At 70.0% G+C, this 15,092-nt stretch carries 16 protein-coding genes and 2 tRNA genes; 9 read left to right on the top strand and 9 right to left on the bottom strand.

Going from position 1 to position 15,092, the window contains the following annotated elements; all coding sequences use genetic code 11:
• Positions 1–50: 50 nt before the first annotated feature.
• The 3 genes from I5731_RS13870 (at position 51) to I5731_RS13860 (ending at position 1,856) form a co-directional block, all read left to right on the top strand.
• On the top strand, positions 51–824 hold the full coding sequence (locus I5731_RS13870) for an ABC transporter permease (RefSeq protein ID WP_235981817.1): 774 nt from the start codon (positions 51–53) through the stop codon (positions 822–824).
• Positions 821–1,603, top strand: a complete 783-nt coding sequence (locus I5731_RS13865) for an ABC transporter ATP-binding protein (protein ID WP_197312002.1) — start codon at positions 821–823, stop codon at positions 1,601–1,603. Before I5731_RS13870 ends, I5731_RS13865 begins: the two co-directional genes overlap by 4 nt.
• Positions 1,604–1,679: 76 nt before the next feature.
• A complete protein-coding gene (locus I5731_RS13860; RefSeq protein ID WP_197312001.1) occupies positions 1,680–1,856 on the top strand; it encodes a hypothetical protein in 177 nt (58 codons plus the stop codon).
• Positions 1,857–2,017: 161 nt separating this feature from the next.
• Here I5731_RS13860 and I5731_RS13855 read toward each other — a convergent pair whose 3' ends face one another.
• The 4 genes from I5731_RS13855 to I5731_RS13840 all read right to left on the bottom strand — a co-directional run bounded on the left by I5731_RS13855 (position 2,018) and on the right by I5731_RS13840 (position 5,940).
• Positions 2,018–3,280 carry a YeeE/YedE family protein gene (locus tag I5731_RS13855; protein WP_328838833.1) on the bottom strand — a complete coding sequence of 421 codons (1,263 nt, stop codon included), beginning with the start codon at positions 3,278–3,280 and terminating at the stop codon, positions 2,018–2,020.
• Complete coding sequence (locus I5731_RS13850) at positions 3,277–4,197, bottom strand: sulfurtransferase (protein ID WP_197312000.1); 921 nt, start codon at positions 4,195–4,197, stop codon at positions 3,277–3,279. Before I5731_RS13850 ends, I5731_RS13855 begins: the two co-directional genes overlap by 4 nt.
• A 560-nt stretch (positions 4,198–4,757) precedes the next feature.
• Positions 4,758–4,834: transfer RNA gene (locus tag I5731_RS13845), tRNA-Arg, on the bottom strand.
• 221 nt (positions 4,835–5,055) lie between these two features.
• On the bottom strand, positions 5,056–5,940 hold the full coding sequence (locus I5731_RS13840; RefSeq protein ID WP_197311999.1) for an AraC family transcriptional regulator: 885 nt from the start codon (positions 5,938–5,940) through the stop codon (positions 5,056–5,058).
• 187 nt (positions 5,941–6,127) lie between these two features.
• On the opposite strand from I5731_RS13840, the gene I5731_RS13835 reads away from it, so the two are divergent.
• From I5731_RS13835 to I5731_RS13825, 3 genes are all read left to right on the top strand, one after another.
• Positions 6,128–7,087: an SDR family NAD(P)-dependent oxidoreductase gene (locus tag I5731_RS13835; protein ID WP_197311998.1), complete on the top strand. Its 960-nt coding sequence runs from the start codon at positions 6,128–6,130 to the stop codon at positions 7,085–7,087.
• A gap of 362 nt (positions 7,088–7,449) precedes the next feature.
• Complete coding sequence (locus I5731_RS13830; protein ID WP_197311997.1) at positions 7,450–8,100, top strand: hypothetical protein; 651 nt, start codon at positions 7,450–7,452, stop codon at positions 8,098–8,100.
• A 28-nt stretch (positions 8,101–8,128) separates the two neighbouring features.
• Positions 8,129–9,028 (top strand): polysaccharide pyruvyl transferase family protein, encoded by a 900-nt coding sequence (locus I5731_RS13825; RefSeq protein WP_197311996.1) that lies wholly within the window; start codon positions 8,129–8,131, stop codon positions 9,026–9,028.
• Between the two features lie 100 nt (positions 9,029–9,128).
• Here the strand turns inward: I5731_RS13825 and I5731_RS13820 are convergent, their stop codons facing one another.
• The 5 genes from I5731_RS13820 to I5731_RS13800 form a co-directional block, all read right to left on the bottom strand.
• The gene (locus I5731_RS13820) at positions 9,129–9,398 is read right to left on the bottom strand and encodes a hypothetical protein (protein ID WP_197311995.1); all 270 of its coding nucleotides are present in this window, start codon (positions 9,396–9,398) and stop codon (positions 9,129–9,131) included.
• Between the two features lie 97 nt (positions 9,399–9,495).
• A complete protein-coding gene (locus I5731_RS13815; RefSeq protein ID WP_197311994.1) occupies positions 9,496–10,314 on the bottom strand; it encodes a class I SAM-dependent methyltransferase in 819 nt (272 codons plus the stop codon).
• Positions 10,315–10,329: 15 nt separating this feature from the next.
• Complete coding sequence (locus I5731_RS13810; RefSeq protein ID WP_197311993.1) at positions 10,330–11,295, bottom strand: metal-dependent hydrolase; 966 nt, start codon at positions 11,293–11,295, stop codon at positions 10,330–10,332.
• A 279-nt stretch (positions 11,296–11,574) separates the two neighbouring features.
• Positions 11,575–11,946 (bottom strand): PRC-barrel domain-containing protein, encoded by a 372-nt coding sequence (locus I5731_RS13805; protein ID WP_235981789.1) that lies wholly within the window; start codon positions 11,944–11,946, stop codon positions 11,575–11,577.
• 373 nt (positions 11,947–12,319) lie between these two features.
• Positions 12,320–12,396 (bottom strand) — tRNA-Asp (locus I5731_RS13800).
• Between the two features lie 391 nt (positions 12,397–12,787).
• On the opposite strand from I5731_RS13800, the gene I5731_RS13795 reads away from it, so the two are divergent.
• From I5731_RS13795 to I5731_RS13785, 3 genes are all read left to right on the top strand, one after another.
• Entirely contained in the window at positions 12,788–13,516 is a 729-nt protein-coding gene (locus I5731_RS13795; RefSeq protein ID WP_197312208.1) for a GntR family transcriptional regulator, read from the top strand.
• Positions 13,517–13,519: 3 nt separating this feature from the next.
• Entirely contained in the window at positions 13,520–14,314 is a 795-nt protein-coding gene (locus I5731_RS13790; RefSeq protein ID WP_197311991.1) for a transporter substrate-binding domain-containing protein, read from the top strand.
• 97 nt (positions 14,315–14,411) lie between these two features.
• The gene (locus I5731_RS13785) at positions 14,412–15,083 is read left to right on the top strand and encodes an amino acid ABC transporter permease (protein WP_197311990.1); all 672 of its coding nucleotides are present in this window, start codon (positions 14,412–14,414) and stop codon (positions 15,081–15,083) included.
• The last annotated feature ends 9 nt before the right edge of the window (positions 15,084–15,092 follow it).

The following is a 15,092-nucleotide window of genomic DNA, read 5'->3' as shown; positions in this document are numbered from 1 at the left end:
ACGAAACCGGCCTCGCCGGCGCGGCATCGCGTGATGCCGGCGCCCGCGGGCTGCCCGGCTGGCTGTCCGGCGTCGGCGTCGGCCTCGTCCTGCCCGTCGCGCTCGCGGCGGGCTGGGAACTCGCCGTCGCCTCGGGCCTCGCGGGCGGACGGCTGATGCCGCCCCCCTCGCGCATCTTCGCGACCCTCGTCGACCTCTCCGGCTCGGGCGAACTCGCCCGCCACATCACGGCGACCGTCTGGCGCGTGCTGGTCGGCTTTGCCATCGGCGTCGTCGCCGGCACCGCCGCCGGCGCCCTCGCCGGCTATTCGGCGATCGTGCGCCGCCTCGTCGACCCGACGCTGCAGGGCCTGCGCGCGATTCCCTCGATCGCCTGGGTGCCGCTGTTCATCCTCTGGCTCGGCATTTTCGAGGAATCGAAGATCGCGCTGATCGCGGTCGGCGTGTTCTTTCCGGTCTACCTCGGCGTGATGGCGGCGATCGCCTCGGTCGACCGCAAGATCGTCGAGGTCGGCCGCGTCTTCCGCCTCTCCGGCCCGGCGCTGGTGCGCCGCATCCTGCTGCCGGCGATCCTGCCGTCCTACGTCGTCGCCCTGCGCTCCGGCCTCGGCCTCGGCTGGATGTTCGTCGTCGCCGCCGAATTCATGGGCGCCTCCGAGGGCCTCGGCTATCTCCTCGTCGACGGCCAGCAGCTCGGCAAGCCCGACCAGATCGTCGCCGCCATCCTCGTCTTCGCCGTGCTCGGCAAGCTGACCGACGCGCTGCTCGCCGCCGCGACAGCCCCGTTCCTGCGCTGGCAGGACACCGTGGAGACCGCGCGATGAGCGCCGCCGCCGTCACCATCGCCGCCCTCGGCAAGACCTATCCGAACGGCACCCGTGCGCTCGACGCCGTGTCGCTGACGCTGGCGCCCGGCGAGATCGTCGCCGTCGTCGGCGGCTCGGGCTGCGGCAAGAGCACCTTGCTGCGCGTCCTCGCCGGGCTCGACCGCGCCAGCGACGGCCGCGTCAGCGTCGGCGGGACGCCCGTCGAGGGCCCGCACCCGGCCGTCGGCATCGTCTTCCAGGAGCCGCGGCTGCTGCCCTGGCTCAACGTCGCCGACAACGTCGGCTTCGGCCTCGTCACCCTGCCCCCCGCCGAGCGCCGCGCGCGCGTCGCCGAAACGCTCTCCCGCGTCGGCCTCGTCGGCTACGGCCGGCGCTGGCCGCGCGAGCTCTCCGGCGGCCAGGCGCAGCGCGTCGCGATCGCCCGGGCGCTGGTGACGCGGCCGTCGGTGCTCCTCCTCGACGAGCCGTTCTCCGCCCTCGACGCCTTCACCCGCGCCGACCTGCAGGACCACCTGCTCGACCTCTGGGCCGAGAGCCGGCCGACGCTGCTGCTCGTCACCCACGACATCGAGGAGGCGCTGGTGCTCGCCGACCGCGTCGTGGTGCTGAAGCCGCGGCCGGGGCGGATCGCCGCCTTGCACGACGTCGCGGTGCCGCGCCCGCGCGACCGCGTCTCGCCCGAGTTCGAAGTCGAGAAGCGGGCGCTGCTCGCGACCCTCGGCCGCTCCCTCGCCCGCACGCCGGGGGAGGAAGCCTTTCCGGCCGCCGCAATCTGACGGCGGCCGGCGTTCCGCGACCAGGACCCGAAACCAACCGGCTGCCGACGCGCAGCACACTGGAAGGAGCTCGCCGATGCGGACCATCTCGACCTTCATCGCCGGCCTGATCGCCGCCGTCCTGCCGAACGCGGCAGTGGCCGCCCCCGACGACCGCCGCGCCGCCGCCGACACCGCCCGCGACGAGCTCGGCCGCAACGAGTCCGGCGTGCCGACGGAAGTCTGGATGCGCTGCTGGTGGCTCGGTATCTGACACCGCCGCCGAGTGCCCTCCATCGCGCGGGACGTCGCGTACCTGTTGCTCGAGTATGACGCCCCCGCGTGGTCACCGCCGCGCGGGGGCGTCAACAGGTCTGCCACGACCGATCCCGGCTGAAGGCGGGGCTGTGGCTGCGCAGACAAGCCGACGCCGCCTCAGAAGCCGAACCGCCGGCGCAGCGCCAGCGTCGCGGCCGCGCCTGCGGTGACGAAGACGAGGAAGACCCAGCCCGAAACCGCGCCGGCATGGATGCCGGACAGCAGCACGCCGACCGTGCAGCCGAGGCCGATCATCGCGCCCCAGCCCATCAGCACGCCGCCGCCGAGCGCCCGGACGATCTCCGCCCCGCTCGGCCGGCGCGGGCGAAACTGCCCGGCGGCGAGCGCCGCGGCGAAGCTGCCGGCGACCAGCGCCGCGACGAAGGCGCCGTTCGGCGACAGCAGCGCCGTCTTCACCACCGTGGCGCAGCCGCGCAGGGCGTCCAGCCCGTGCAGCGTCTCGGGCAGCAGCCCGGCACCGGCGCCCGCCGTCCGGGCGAGGCTGCCGAGCTCGGCCGTGACGCCGAGCGGCGCGACGCGCAGGAAGTAAAGCCCCGACAGCACGCCCACCGCCGCGCCGCCGAGCGCCGCCGGCCAGCGCTCGAGCAGCGCCTGCCGGGCGACGGATCCGAGCGACAGCGGCGCGGCCGCCCTCCCCGCGGGCGACCGGCCGAGCTTGATGACGACGGCCGCGAGGATCGCCAGCACCACGAGCGCACCGACGAGCGCGCCGCCATAGCCGACGAGATGCGGCAGCCACAGCACGCGGCCCTCGCTGATCAGCGCGAGATAGAGCGGATTCCAGGTGGCGAAGCCGAGCCCGAAGCCCGCGAGTGCGCCGAGCAGCGCAAAGGGCGACGCGAGCGAGCCTTCGCCGATTCGGTAGAGATGCGCCGAGAGGCACGAGCCCGACAGCGCCATGCCGATGCCGAACACGGCGGCGGCCAGCGCCAGCGCCGGGCTGACCGGGCCGATGTGCGCATTGGGCGGCAGCGCCCCCGGCCGCACCACCGGCACCCAGGCCGAGATCACCACCTGGTAGACCAGCAGGCCGACGGCGAGCGCGGTCAGGATCGCGAGCACGCCGCGCGGATCGCGTCGGTCCTGGAAGTCGCGCCAGTGGCAGAGGAAGCAGAAGCGCGAGCGCTGCAGCACGATGCCGAACACCGCGCCGAGCAGCACCGAGAAGCCGATCGCCCGGCCCTCGCCGGTCGGCTCCGCAAAAAAGGCGGGCGCGGCGAAGGTGGCCGCGAGCACGGCCGCGGCCGCGACGAGACGCAGCGGCGACAACGACGAAACCGGCGGCGCTTCCGCACCGCCGGCCACCGCCACGGATCCGGAGGCGACGGGCGCCTCCGGCCGGGAAAGCTCGATCGTCACTTGCCGGTCCACACCGTTCCGGCGAGGTTCGCGACCGGGACGCCGACCGAATTGCCGTACTCGGTCCACGAGCCGTCGTAGTTGCGCACCTCGTAGCCGAGCAGGCGCTTCAGGGCGAACCAGGTATGGCTGGAGCGCTCGCCGATGCGGCAGTAGACGATGACCGGCTTCGAGCCGTCGACGCCGACGTCGGCATAGAGCTGGCGCAGTTCGTCGACCGACTTGAAGCGCCCATCCTCGGCAACCGCCTTGCCCCACGGCACGTTCACCGCGCCCGGGACGTGGCCGGCGCGCACTGCGAGTTCCTTGACGCCTTCGGGTGCGAACACCTTGCCGGTGAATTCGTCGTTGGAGCGGATGTCGATCAGCGCGTGGTCGCTCGACTTCTCGGCGACGGCGACGACGTCGGCGAGGCGGGCGCGCAGCGCCGTGTTGCGCTCCGGCAGGTCGATCGCGCTCGCGGTATAGGCCGGCACCGCGGTGTCGACCGGCAGGCCCTGCGCCTCCCAGTACTTGCGGCCGCCATCGAGCAGCTTCACGCGGTCGCCGAAGCCGTAGACGTCGAACACCCAGGCGCCCCACGCCGCGAACCAGTTGTTGTTGTCGCCATAGAGCACGACGGTGGTGTCGTCCTCGACGCCCGCCGCGCGCAGCGTCGCCTCGAAGGCCTCGCGCGTGGCGATGTCACGGCTCACCGGATCGACGAGTTCGGTGTGCCAGTCGAGATCGACGGCGCCGGGAATGTGGCCGCGCTCGTAGACGCCGGTATCGACGCTGACCTCGAACACGCGCACCTTCGGGTTCTCGAGGTTTTCCGACAGCCACTCGGCCGTCACCAGCGGCCCCTCGACCGCCGCAGCCGGCAGCGCGAACCCGATCAGGGCCACGGCGCCGACCACCAGTTTCCGTAACAGCATCTTGAGCCTCCCATTTCCATGTGGATGCCCATGATTGGCTGGCCGCGCGGACGACTGAAGGCTGCAGAGGCTAAAATCGAGTTATTCGATAGAATATTTTTTGTCGGACGTGCGACCCTGGAGCGAGCTTCAGGCGAGTTCATCCTGCTGCATTTCCGTGGCAGAACCGGCCTTGAAGGCAGCGCCGCGCACCGAGATCGTCAAGATCGGCTGCCCGATCGAAGAGTTCGTCGACCGTCGTCGAATCTGAGAACACCGCGGCCATTCGCGCCCACGAGCAGCGTCTTGCCAAGCTGGAGCTTGAGAAGCTCGTCACCGCCGAAAGACTGGCAACCGACGCGGCTATCTGCCGACCCTTCGACGAAATGTTCGAACTCGCCCTGAGCTTTCCATCAACCCCTTCGAAAATCTGGGATCCGAGCGTCTCGAAAACAAACGAACGGTGCTGAAACACGCCTTCGCCGACAGGCGGGCATATCGCCGCGGAACCGGATTTCGAACCGCGGAAATAACCAGACCATTCAATACTTTAGGAGACGATACTAAACTGGAGAGAGGAATGGCGCACCCGACAGGATTCGAACCTGTGACCTCTGCCTTCGGAGGGCAGCACTCTATCCAGCTGAGCTACGGGTGCAGAGCCGTCGGTCGCAGTGAGGCTGCGGCCGGAGTGGGTTTCGTATAGCCCATTCGCGGCGCGGCGCAAAGGGGGATGCGCGGGGTGGGTGCGCGGGGACCCGGAGGGTTTGCATACTCTCGGTCGATCGACGTCACGGCGGTGCGTCGGCGTGCGAACAGCCGCCGGCTTCGGGGGGAAATGGCGGGGCGGCTCGGCCGCTCGTCCGAGTCCCCTTCCCCTTACGCCACCGCGTCGCCGCGTTCGCGCAGGCGGGCGGCGTCGCGGGCCGGGGGGATGCCGAACAGGCGGGCGTATTCGCGGCTGAACTGCGAGGCGCTCTCGTAGCCGACGGCATAGGCCGCGCGGGCCGCTTCCTCGTTGGCGATCAGTAGCGTGCGCGCGTGCTGCAGGCGCAGCGTCTTTTGGTAGCGCAGCGGGCTCAGCGCCGTCACGGCCTTGAAATGGCGGTGGAACGAGGCCGGGCTCATCCCGGCGCGGCGGGCGAGGTCCTCGACGCGCAGCGGCTGGTCGAAGTCGGCGCGGATCTCGCCGATCGCCCGGCGGATCCGCGACAGCCGGCTGTCGGCGCGGGCGAACTGGCGCAGCACGCCGCCCTGCGGTCCGCGCAGCAGGCGGTAGAGCAGCTCCTGCTCGGCGAGCGGCGCCAGCGCGGCGATATCCTCCGGCGTCTCGAACAGCCGCACGATGCGGAGCCAGACCTCGAGCAGGTCGCGCGTGATCGGGCTGACGCCGAAGCCGGGCGTTTCCGGCTCGGGCGCGGCGGGGGCTTCCGGAATCAACGCCGACAGCCGCGCGGGATCGATGCTGAGGGCGAGCACGAGATAGGGCCGCTCGGGCGACGCCTCGATGACGCAGCTCGTCACCGGCAGGTCGACCGAAGCGACGAAGTAGCTCGCCTGGTCGTAGTGCAGCGTGCGGTCGCCGATGGTGACGCGCTTTCGGCCCTGCAGCACGAAGCAGTGCATCGGCTCGTAGAGGCCCGGCTGCGGCGGCGTCGGGCCGTGCTGCCGGCCGATGGCGACGCGCGGCACCGCCGTCTCGAAGATCGGCGCCCCGGTGTGGCGCAGCACGCGCGTTCGGATGTCGGCAAGGAGATCGTCCATGCCCCTGATGTCGTGCCTGCCGGCGACGATGGCAAGCCGGCCCGGCGGCCGATCGGCCCGCGCCGGCGCCTCACTGAGAGGAATAGGCAAGGCTTTGCGAGGATCGGGCGCCCGCGGCGAGGCGGCCGCCCCCAGATCAGGGCCGCGGCGGGAACGCCTTTTCCGCCGCAGAAGATGGAGATCCCTGATGACCGCATCCTTCGGCGCAACATCCACCACCGACGACGTGCTGGCCGGCGTCGACCTCTCGGGCCGGCGCGTCCTCGTCACCGGCGTTTCGGCCGGCCTCGGCGTCGAGACGGCGCGAGCGCTGGCCGCCCGCGGCGCCCGGGTCGTCGGCGCCGCCCGCGACCTCGGCAAGGCGCACCGCGCGACCGAGGTCGTCCGCCGCGACGCGGCGAACGGCGGCGCGCTCGAGCTCGTCGAGCTCGACCTCGCCTCGCTCGCCAGCGTCCGCGCCTGCGCCGACGCGCTCAATACGGCCGGCGAGACGTTCGACCTCGTCATCGCCAACGCCGGCGTCATGGCCTGCCCGAAGGGCACGACGGCGGACGGCTTCGAGACCCAGTTCGGAACCAATCATCTCGGCCACTTCGCCCTGGTCAACCGCATCGCCGGGCTGATGACGCCCAGGGCGCGGCTGGTGAACCTCGCCTCGGCCGGGCACCGCTTCGCCGACGTCGACCTCGACGACCCGAACTTCGAGCGCACGCCCTACGAGGAGTTCATCGCCTACGGCCGCTCGAAGACCGCCAACGTGCTGTTCGCGGTCGAGTTCGACCGCCGCCATGCCTCGCGCGGCGTGCGCGCCGTGGCCGTCCACCCGGGCGGCATCCACACCGAACTCGCCCGGCACATGGACCCCGCGGAACTCGACCGCCTGATCGCGACGCTCGAGGCCGCGCCGCCGGCAGGATCGGCACCGTTCTTCATGAAGACCATCCCGCAGGGCGCCGCGACGACGGTCTGGGCGGGCGTTGTCGCCGACGCCGATGCGGTCGGCGGGCGCTACTGCGAGGATTGCCACCTCGCCGAGATCACCGAGGGCGACGCCCTGCGCGACGGCGTGCGCGCCTATGCGCTCGATCCGGACAACGCCCGGGCCTTGTGGGCAAAGAGCGAGGAGATGATCGGCGAGCGTTTCTGAGCGAAAACGGGCCCGGGCGGCCGGGCCGGGCCCCGGTGGCGGGGTGGGCCGCCACGCGCGGCGCGGGTGGCGGTTCACCTGCCCGGCCGGGCCAGGTTGCGGCGCCATCGCCGGCGCTGGCATCGCGCGTTGAGTTTCCCGCGACGGCTGCGTATGGTGCGACGGCATCAACACCTGTCTTCGACGAATCGGCCTGAAGTATTAGATTCCCACTATATTCGAATGTTCTCGGACGCCTTGAGTGGAAGGCACGGTATCGCTGCCCTGCCCGGCGTATCCGCGACCGAGCCTGCAGCAAGACCGGCTCGGCGGCGCGCTCGATGCACCCGGGTTGTTGACGTGCGTTCAGGGAACAAGGCGAGATGCTCGACCCGAAGTCTGCTGCGGACGACCTTGGGCCGGATCGCGGCGATGAACTCCTCGCAGAGGCCGCAGCTGCACCGGCTGAGGGCCGCAACCTGGACTGCATTCGCCTGCTCGATGAAACGGCGCCCGGCGATGCGCCGCCGCAGCGCACGCGGCTGCGGATCGAGGCGACAGCGGCGGAAAACGCCGGCCTGCCACAGCGGGCGGTTGCAACCTGGGACGCATTGGCGGCGCTGGACGCGCTGGCGCCAGAGGACCGGGTGACCGTCGCCCGCGCGCGGATCAAGGCCGGCGCGGTGGCGCGCGGCTTTGCCGAGTTCGCCGCGCTGCTGCGCGATCCCGGTGCCGGCTTTCGTGCCGCCACCGTAGCGGCGCCGCTGCACGAGAAGCTCCGGAACTACGCCGCCGCGCTGGAGGTTTGGCAGCAGGCGTACAAGTTCCACCCGGGCTTCGTCGCGAAGTTCGACCGGATCCTGAAGGAGCGGCAGCACGCGATGGCCTCGCAGCAATACACCCACTACAAGACCCTCACCGAACGGCTGGACGAGCGCCTGCCGGACGACGATAGCCTCGTCTTCGCCGGCAGCGATACGCTGGTCGGCGCCGGCATCTGCAACGCGCCGGCGGCCTGGCAGAACTTCGCCTGACGCCGGCGACATGGAGAAGAAACCTCGGATGAGCGAGCAGACGACAGACGAGACGCCCGCGGCACCGGCCAAGCAGAAGAAGCCGATCGTCTGGCTGCACTGGGCGACCGACGCCCTGATCGGCCGCAACTGGGGCGACAAGCTCAATCCGGCATTGGTGCGCTTCCTGTCCGGCCGCAAGGTGCGCCACGGCAACGACCTGCCGACCGACCGGGAAGACCGCACCGTCTATTCCGTCATCGGCAGCCACATCGCGCGCTCCGAGGCGCACTGGGTCGTCTGGGGCACCGGCTTCATCAGCCTCGACCAGAAGATGCGCGCCACGCCGAAACAGATCTGCGCCGTGCGCGGCCCGCTGACCCGGAAGAAGCTCAACGGCATGGGCATCGCCTGCCCGCAGACCTACGGCGACGCGGCGCTGCTCTACCCGGCGATGCACGCCGCCCCGCGCGACATCAAGTACGACCTCGGCATCATCCAGCACATCCGCGAGGCCGGCGAGATCCCCCTGCCCCCGATGGACGACGGCATCAGCGTCAAGGTGATCGACATCACCGGCGGCCTCACCGAGGTGATCGACGAAATCGTCAGCTGCCGCCGCATCGTGTCGAGTTCGCTGCACGGCCAGATCGCGTCGCACGCCTATGGCGTTCCCGCCTCCTGGGTCAGCTTCTCCGACCGGCCGAAGGGCGACGGCTTCAAGTTCCGCGACTACTGGGCGACCGCCGGCAACGCCGAGGTGCAGCCGACCCCCGTGACGGCCGAGACGACGATGCGCGACCTCGCCGCGCTGCGCACGCCGGTGACGGAGGTGCTCGACCTCGACGCCCTGATCGACTGCTGCCCGTTCATGGACGACGACCGCAAGCACAAGGTCAGCCGCCTCGTGCGCAAGAACTTCAGGATGCACGACCTGCTCGGCGAATAGGCCCGGCAACCCGGTCGGCCCGCGCCTGCGCTGGCTCGCCCGGAAAGGCGAGTCCCTGCCCGACGAAGGTCTTCCCGTCTCCCGTCTCCCGAAAGAGCCTCTATGTCCAGCTGATGTTCCGGTCGCTCGGCGGCCGCTGTGAGCCGGTCTTCCGCGAGGAAGCCGGGCGCCGGCCGTGGTGCCGCGCGAGATAGGCCATCGGGCTGAGCCAGATCGCCGAATCGCCGGGATTGCGGATGTCGGGGAGGTCGACGATCGCGAACGGTCCGTCCGGCACCTCGTCGCGGAGGCACTCGTGGATCAGGCCCTGCAGCCGCGCGATCAGGTCGGCGGGGGTCTCCGTCGTCGGAATCTGCGCTGAGCTTGCCACGGGCGTCCTGCCTGCCCGCCGATCCGCGCGGGTTCCGATGGCAAAACCGCCACGATCCAAGGACGTTCCCGCTTGCTCCACCGGACCTGCGCTGCGGTCAGTCCGCCTTGCGGTAGCGGCGAGCGACGTAGATCACGCTGCCGTCGCCGAGCCCCTTGTACAGCATCGACCCTCGCGCCCCGGAAAACTCGGTCACGAAGCGCCGCATCAGCCGCAGGTTGCCGAGGCGGATGCGCTTGCGGGCCTCGACGACATTGAGGGCGGTCACCACGCCCTTCGAGAGGTTCTGCTCGGAGACCAAATCGAGACCCGGCGCGGCGAGCTCCTGATCGAGGGTGAACGCACTCGCCTGGCCGCGCATGTCGGCGAAGGTGAACCAGCCGCCCGGCGCCAGCACCCGCGCCACCTCGCGGGCGAACGCGGGCACATCGGCGTAGCAGTGCGACGATTCGATGTTGACGACGACGTCGAACGCCCCGTCGGCGAACGGCATCCGTTCGGCGTCGCCGACTTCGAACGACAGCCCGGGCGTCTCCGCGTTGAGCCGGCGGGCGCGCATCACGGTCTCGGGCGAGTAATCGAGGCCGACGATCGACGCCGGCCCATGATAGCGGGCGATGTAGCGCGCGCCGCCGCCACGCCCCGAGCCGACTTCCAGCACCCGCGCCCCGGCGATCGGCAGCCCGGCGACGGCCTGCTCGTAGAGGCCGATGAAGGCCCGCTCGGGCTCGTCCTCGGCCCGGAGCGGAAACGGCGCCCCCTCCGGCACGAAGCCGAAGTTCATGAAGCGCCATTCGTCGTCACGCCAGCGGCGCGACAGCATGTTGTAGAGAATGCGCCACGCCCATTTTCGCGTCCGCGGGAAGGCGCCGCGCTCGATCGCGTCGAGAACGCGGGCAAAAACCGGGCTGCTCATGACTGGACGCCCGCTTCAGGTCGCAAGACCGGCCGGATTGCCGTCCGGGGCCGGCCCCGACCCACCCCCGGGGGCGGCCCGGCCACCCGGCATGTCGGCGGCGAGCCAGGCCCGGCCCTTGCGGATCAGCTCGTCGTCGTCCGCGTTGCGCGGGTCGAAGCCCGGCAGGTAGTAGCGCAGGAACTGCAGCATGCAGAGCCGCCAGAAGCCGGGGCTGACGGTGACGATCCAGAAAAAGCGCAGCCAGAACCGCACACCGGTCTTCACGCCGTCGGCACGGGCATAGATCGGCACGTTGCGCAGGAAGATGATCAGGAACGGGATGATGGTGCCGTTCATCGCCGTGACGCGCGTGATGTAGCGTTCCCAGCGCGAGTGATCCTTCATCGCCTCGTTGAAGACGTCGATCGCCACCGCCTTGTGCTCGAGCTCCTCGAGCGCATGCCACATCCAGAGCCGACGATAGGCCGGGGCGGCGTCGGCGAGCAGGTCCGGATGGCGCAGCGTCATCGAGGAGAAGGTCGCGGTCAGGTGCTCAATCGCGCAGGTGATCGCCAGCCGGTGCACCGGCTTCGTCACCTTGCCGAGGATGAAGCGGACCGGCTTCTCCATCTCGTCGACGTCATAGCCGAGCCCGGCCATCGCCTTGTTGTACTCTTCGTGCTCGCGGGTGTGGAACGCCTCCTGCACGGCGTAGCCGTTGATTTCCTTGGCGAGTTCCCGGTCCTGCAGCTTCGAGGCATAATGCTTCAGCGAGCGGATGAAGAAGCGTTCGCCCTCGGGCAGGAAGATCGACAGCCCGTCGACCAGCACCGTCTTGATGAGGTCGCCGCCAAACCAGTGCCGCCGGGCGTTGCCGGCGATGTCGAAATGCAGGTCACGCGGGATGATGTCGTCGGAACCGTGCAGGTGGCTGTGACCATGCCCCTGGCCGCTGCCGCTGGGGGTCGCTCCAGAACCGGACCTGTGCTGCTCGGACATTCGTGCACTCCACCGATCGAACCGGCCAAGCCCCGGCGTTGTCGAGATCCTGACCAAGCTCCCGCGGATGTAGCACACCTTCGGCCGCATGGGAAAACCGCCGGCAGCGAACCAGCCCGAGCCATGCGCGCTGCGCAGAGCCGATGACCGGCGGTGCGTACGCAAATCGGCCGGTCGCGGCACAAAGTACCGAGACCGGCCGACAAGCCGTCATATCGATCCGACACCGGGTCGTGACCGATCTATGGGACGCGCCACCTCAGCGGGTGGCGCTGCCCGTCAGATGAGCACCGGGCGCGCCCAGTAGTCGTCGACCGAACCACGCCACGTGTCCGTCGCCTCATCGCGTGCATAGCGCGGGGCGCCGTCGAGGCGATTGCGGTCGATATCGACCACGTAGCCGCCGACCGAGGTGTCGTAGGACAGCTGGTTCCACGGCAGCGGGAAGTAATCCTCGCCGATGCCGAGGAAACCGCCGAACGAGATCACCGCATAGGCGGCCTGTCCGGACACCTTGTCGACCATGAAGTTGTGGACTTCACCGATGCGCTCGCCGGCGCGATCGTAGACGCTGGTACCTTCGACCTTGTTCGAAGCGATCAGGTCGTAGGTTTCCTTGCGAGCGACGGTGCCGTCAGCGGTGGTGTGCATGGACGTTCCCATGTTCTACATCCTCCGTAAGAGTTCAGAGCCTCCCAGCTCTGTGGGATAAACAGCTCCCCTCCCCCGGATGTTCCATCGATCGGTCGCTTCACGGTTGGCAATCGGACCCGTCGAATCGAATTGCGCCCGCCGTTGGGGGGGCCGTCGCCGGATCGGGCAGACGCTGGTGCCGGGGATATCGGGCAAGGCCCCGCCGCCGCTGCCGTGACGGGGAATCAGGCACGGCGCGTCGTCGCGGAACCATCGGTCCCGGGCACGCATCCTTGATCTCGATCGGGAAAAGAGCCTCGGAACGTGCCGAGCGCGACCGCGCATCGACACGTTTCCGAAGAACACCAATAGCGATGCTATTGAGAAAGAATGGCGGGAGTGACGGGGCTCGAACCCGCGACCTCCGGCGTGACAGGCCGGCACTCTAACCGACTGAGCTACACCCCCGCTCACCGCCGGCGGCTCGTCACCGCCGGGGTGGCGCTTGAGTATGACAGGTGAGCCGCCTAGTCAAGCGCCGTTTTTCACCCTTCGGCCGCATCGCGAAAAGGCGGGCGTTGCCCCGCTTTGCCCAAGCCGGCGGCGCCATCTGCAGCCTCTTTCGGCAGCGCCGACAGGGCATAGGCCGTCTCTCGCCCCCGAGCGCAGTCGGCGGTCCACAAAAAATCATTCGTGAAAATAAAGAGTTGGAGCCCCCGGCCCGGAGTTCTACCGGGCCGCGAACACCCATTGGCACGCATATTGAAGATGAACCCTTGCATACAAGGCTGATGGGCAGGTGGGCAACGTGGTCGTGGACATCGAACAGGCGGTGATCGAGGCGATCCTCGGCGGGCGCATGCGTCCGGGCACGCGGCTCGGCGAATCCGACCTCGCCGAGCTGTTCGACGTCTCGCGCACCCGGGTGCGCGAGGCGATGATGCGGCTCGAAACCCGCGGCATCGTGCAGGTGCTGCCGCGCCGCGGCTGGTTCGTGGTCGAGCCCTCCGCCGACGAAGCCCGCGCCGCCTTCCACGCCCGCCGCGTCATCGAGACCGGCCTGCTGCACATGGTCAGCGCCATGCCGGCATCGGCGCTGGCGGGCCTGCGGCGGCACGTCGAGATCGAGCGCGCGGCGATCGCCGGCGGCGACATCGGCTCCAGCGCCTGCCTGCTCGGCGACTTTCACATCCATCTCGCCGAGGTCTGCGGCAACCCGCTGCTGACCGAGATCCTGCGCGACCTGACCGCCCGCACGGTGCTGGTCTCGATGCTCTATCAGTCGCGCGACGATGCGGCGGCCTCCAACGACGACCACGTCGCGATTCTCGACGCGCTGGAGGCGCAGGACTTCCCGCGCGCCGCCGCGCTGATGGCCGAGCACATCGACCACGTCGAGGCCGGCCTCGACCTCACCCTGCAGCCGGACCGGCTCGCCGGCCTGCGGGAACTCTTCATCACCGACGCCGCCGGCCCCGCCGGCGCGCCGCCGCACGGGGCAACCGACGTTGCCGCCGCGCTCCGCCCCCATCCGCCCGCGGCGACCCCGCCGGGCGCGATCCTCTCCCAGCAACCGAAGGACGACTGACCCATGACCCTCGTTCGCCGTTCCCTGCTCGCGCTCGCCGCCTGCGCCTTCGCCGCCGGCCTCGCCGGCACCGCGCCGGCCAGCGCCGACGCCCTCGCCGACATCACCGCCCGCGGCACGCTGCGCGTCGCCGTCCCGCAGGATTTCCCGCCGTTCGGCAGCGTCGGCATCGACATGGCGCCGCAGGGCTACGACATCGACGTGGCGAACCTGATCGGCGAGAAGCTCGGCGTCGCGGTGGAGCTGGTGCCGGTAACCAGCGCCAACCGCATCCCGTACCTGCAGACCAACAAGGTCGACCTCGTCATCTCCAGCCTCGGCAAGAACGCCGAGCGCGAGCTGGTGATCGACTTCTCCACCGCCTACGCACCGTTCTTCAACGGCATCTTCGCACCCGACGACGTCGAGGTCGCGGATATCGCCGGGCTGTCGGGCAAGACCGTCGGCGTCACCCGCGGCGCCGTCGAGGATCTGGAGCTCACCAAGGTCGCGCCGGCCGACGCCGACATCAAGCGCTACGAGGACAACAACGGCACCATCTCGGCCTTCCTGTCGGGCCAGGTCGACGTTGTCGCCACCGGCAACGTGGTCGCGGCCGCGATCCTCGCCCGCAACCCGCCGAAGCGCCCCGAGCTGAAGTTCCTGATCAAGAACTCGCCCTGCTACATCGGCCTCAACAAGAACGAGCCGGCGCTGCTCGCCAAGGTCGACGAGATCATCGCCGCCGCCAAGGCCGACGGCAGCCTCAACGCCATCGCCCAGAAGTGGCTCGCCGCCGACCTGCCCACCGACCTCTGATCGACCTCAGACCGGCCGCCGGCCGCTGCGGCGGCCGGCGGTTCCCTCCCCCCGTTCCGACGCCCCGTCCCGCAGCACGTCACGCCAAGGACCGCGCATGACCTACGTCTTCGATTTCAGCTGGCTCGGCGAGTACATGCCTGTCCTACTCAAGGGCATCGGCATCACGCTGCAGCTCATCGCCGTCGGCGCCGTGCTCGGCATCAGCCTCGGCATCGCCTGCGCCTGGGCGCGCGCGCTCGGCCCGAAATGGCTCGGCGGCATCGTCGCGGTCTATGTCGAGCTGATCCGCAACACCCCGTTCCTGATCCAGCTCTTCTTCATCTTCTTCGGCCTGCCCTCGCTCGGCCTGCAGCTAGGCGAGCTGACGGCGGCCAACATCGCCATGGTGGTCAACCTCGGCGCCTATAGCTGCGAGATCGTCCGCGCCGGCATCCAGGCGACGCCGCGCGGCCAGTTCGAGGCCGGCGCCAGCCTCGCCATGTCGCCGTTCGAGACCTTCTGGCATGTCGTGCTGGTGCCGGCGCTGCAGCGGATCTGGCCGGCACTGTCCTCCCAAGTCGTCATCGTCATGCTCGGCTCGGCCGTCGTGTCGCAGATCGCCGCCGAGGACCTCACCTTCGCCGCCAACTTCATCCAGTCGCGCAACTTCCGCGCCTTCGAAACCTACATCGTCTCGACGCTGATCTATCTCGCCCTCGCCATCCTGCTGCGTCAGCTGCTGCGCGGCGTCGGCTGGACGCTGTTCCCGAAACGCGCAACCCGGTGAGGCCGACGC

It is taken from the genome of Methylobrevis albus (genome assembly GCF_015904235.1).
GTDB classification, from domain to species: domain Bacteria; phylum Pseudomonadota; class Alphaproteobacteria; order Rhizobiales; family Pleomorphomonadaceae; genus Methylobrevis_A; species Methylobrevis_A albus.
The sequence above is the reverse complement of the archived record's forward strand: the minus strand, read 5'-3'. Positions and strand labels throughout refer to the sequence as shown.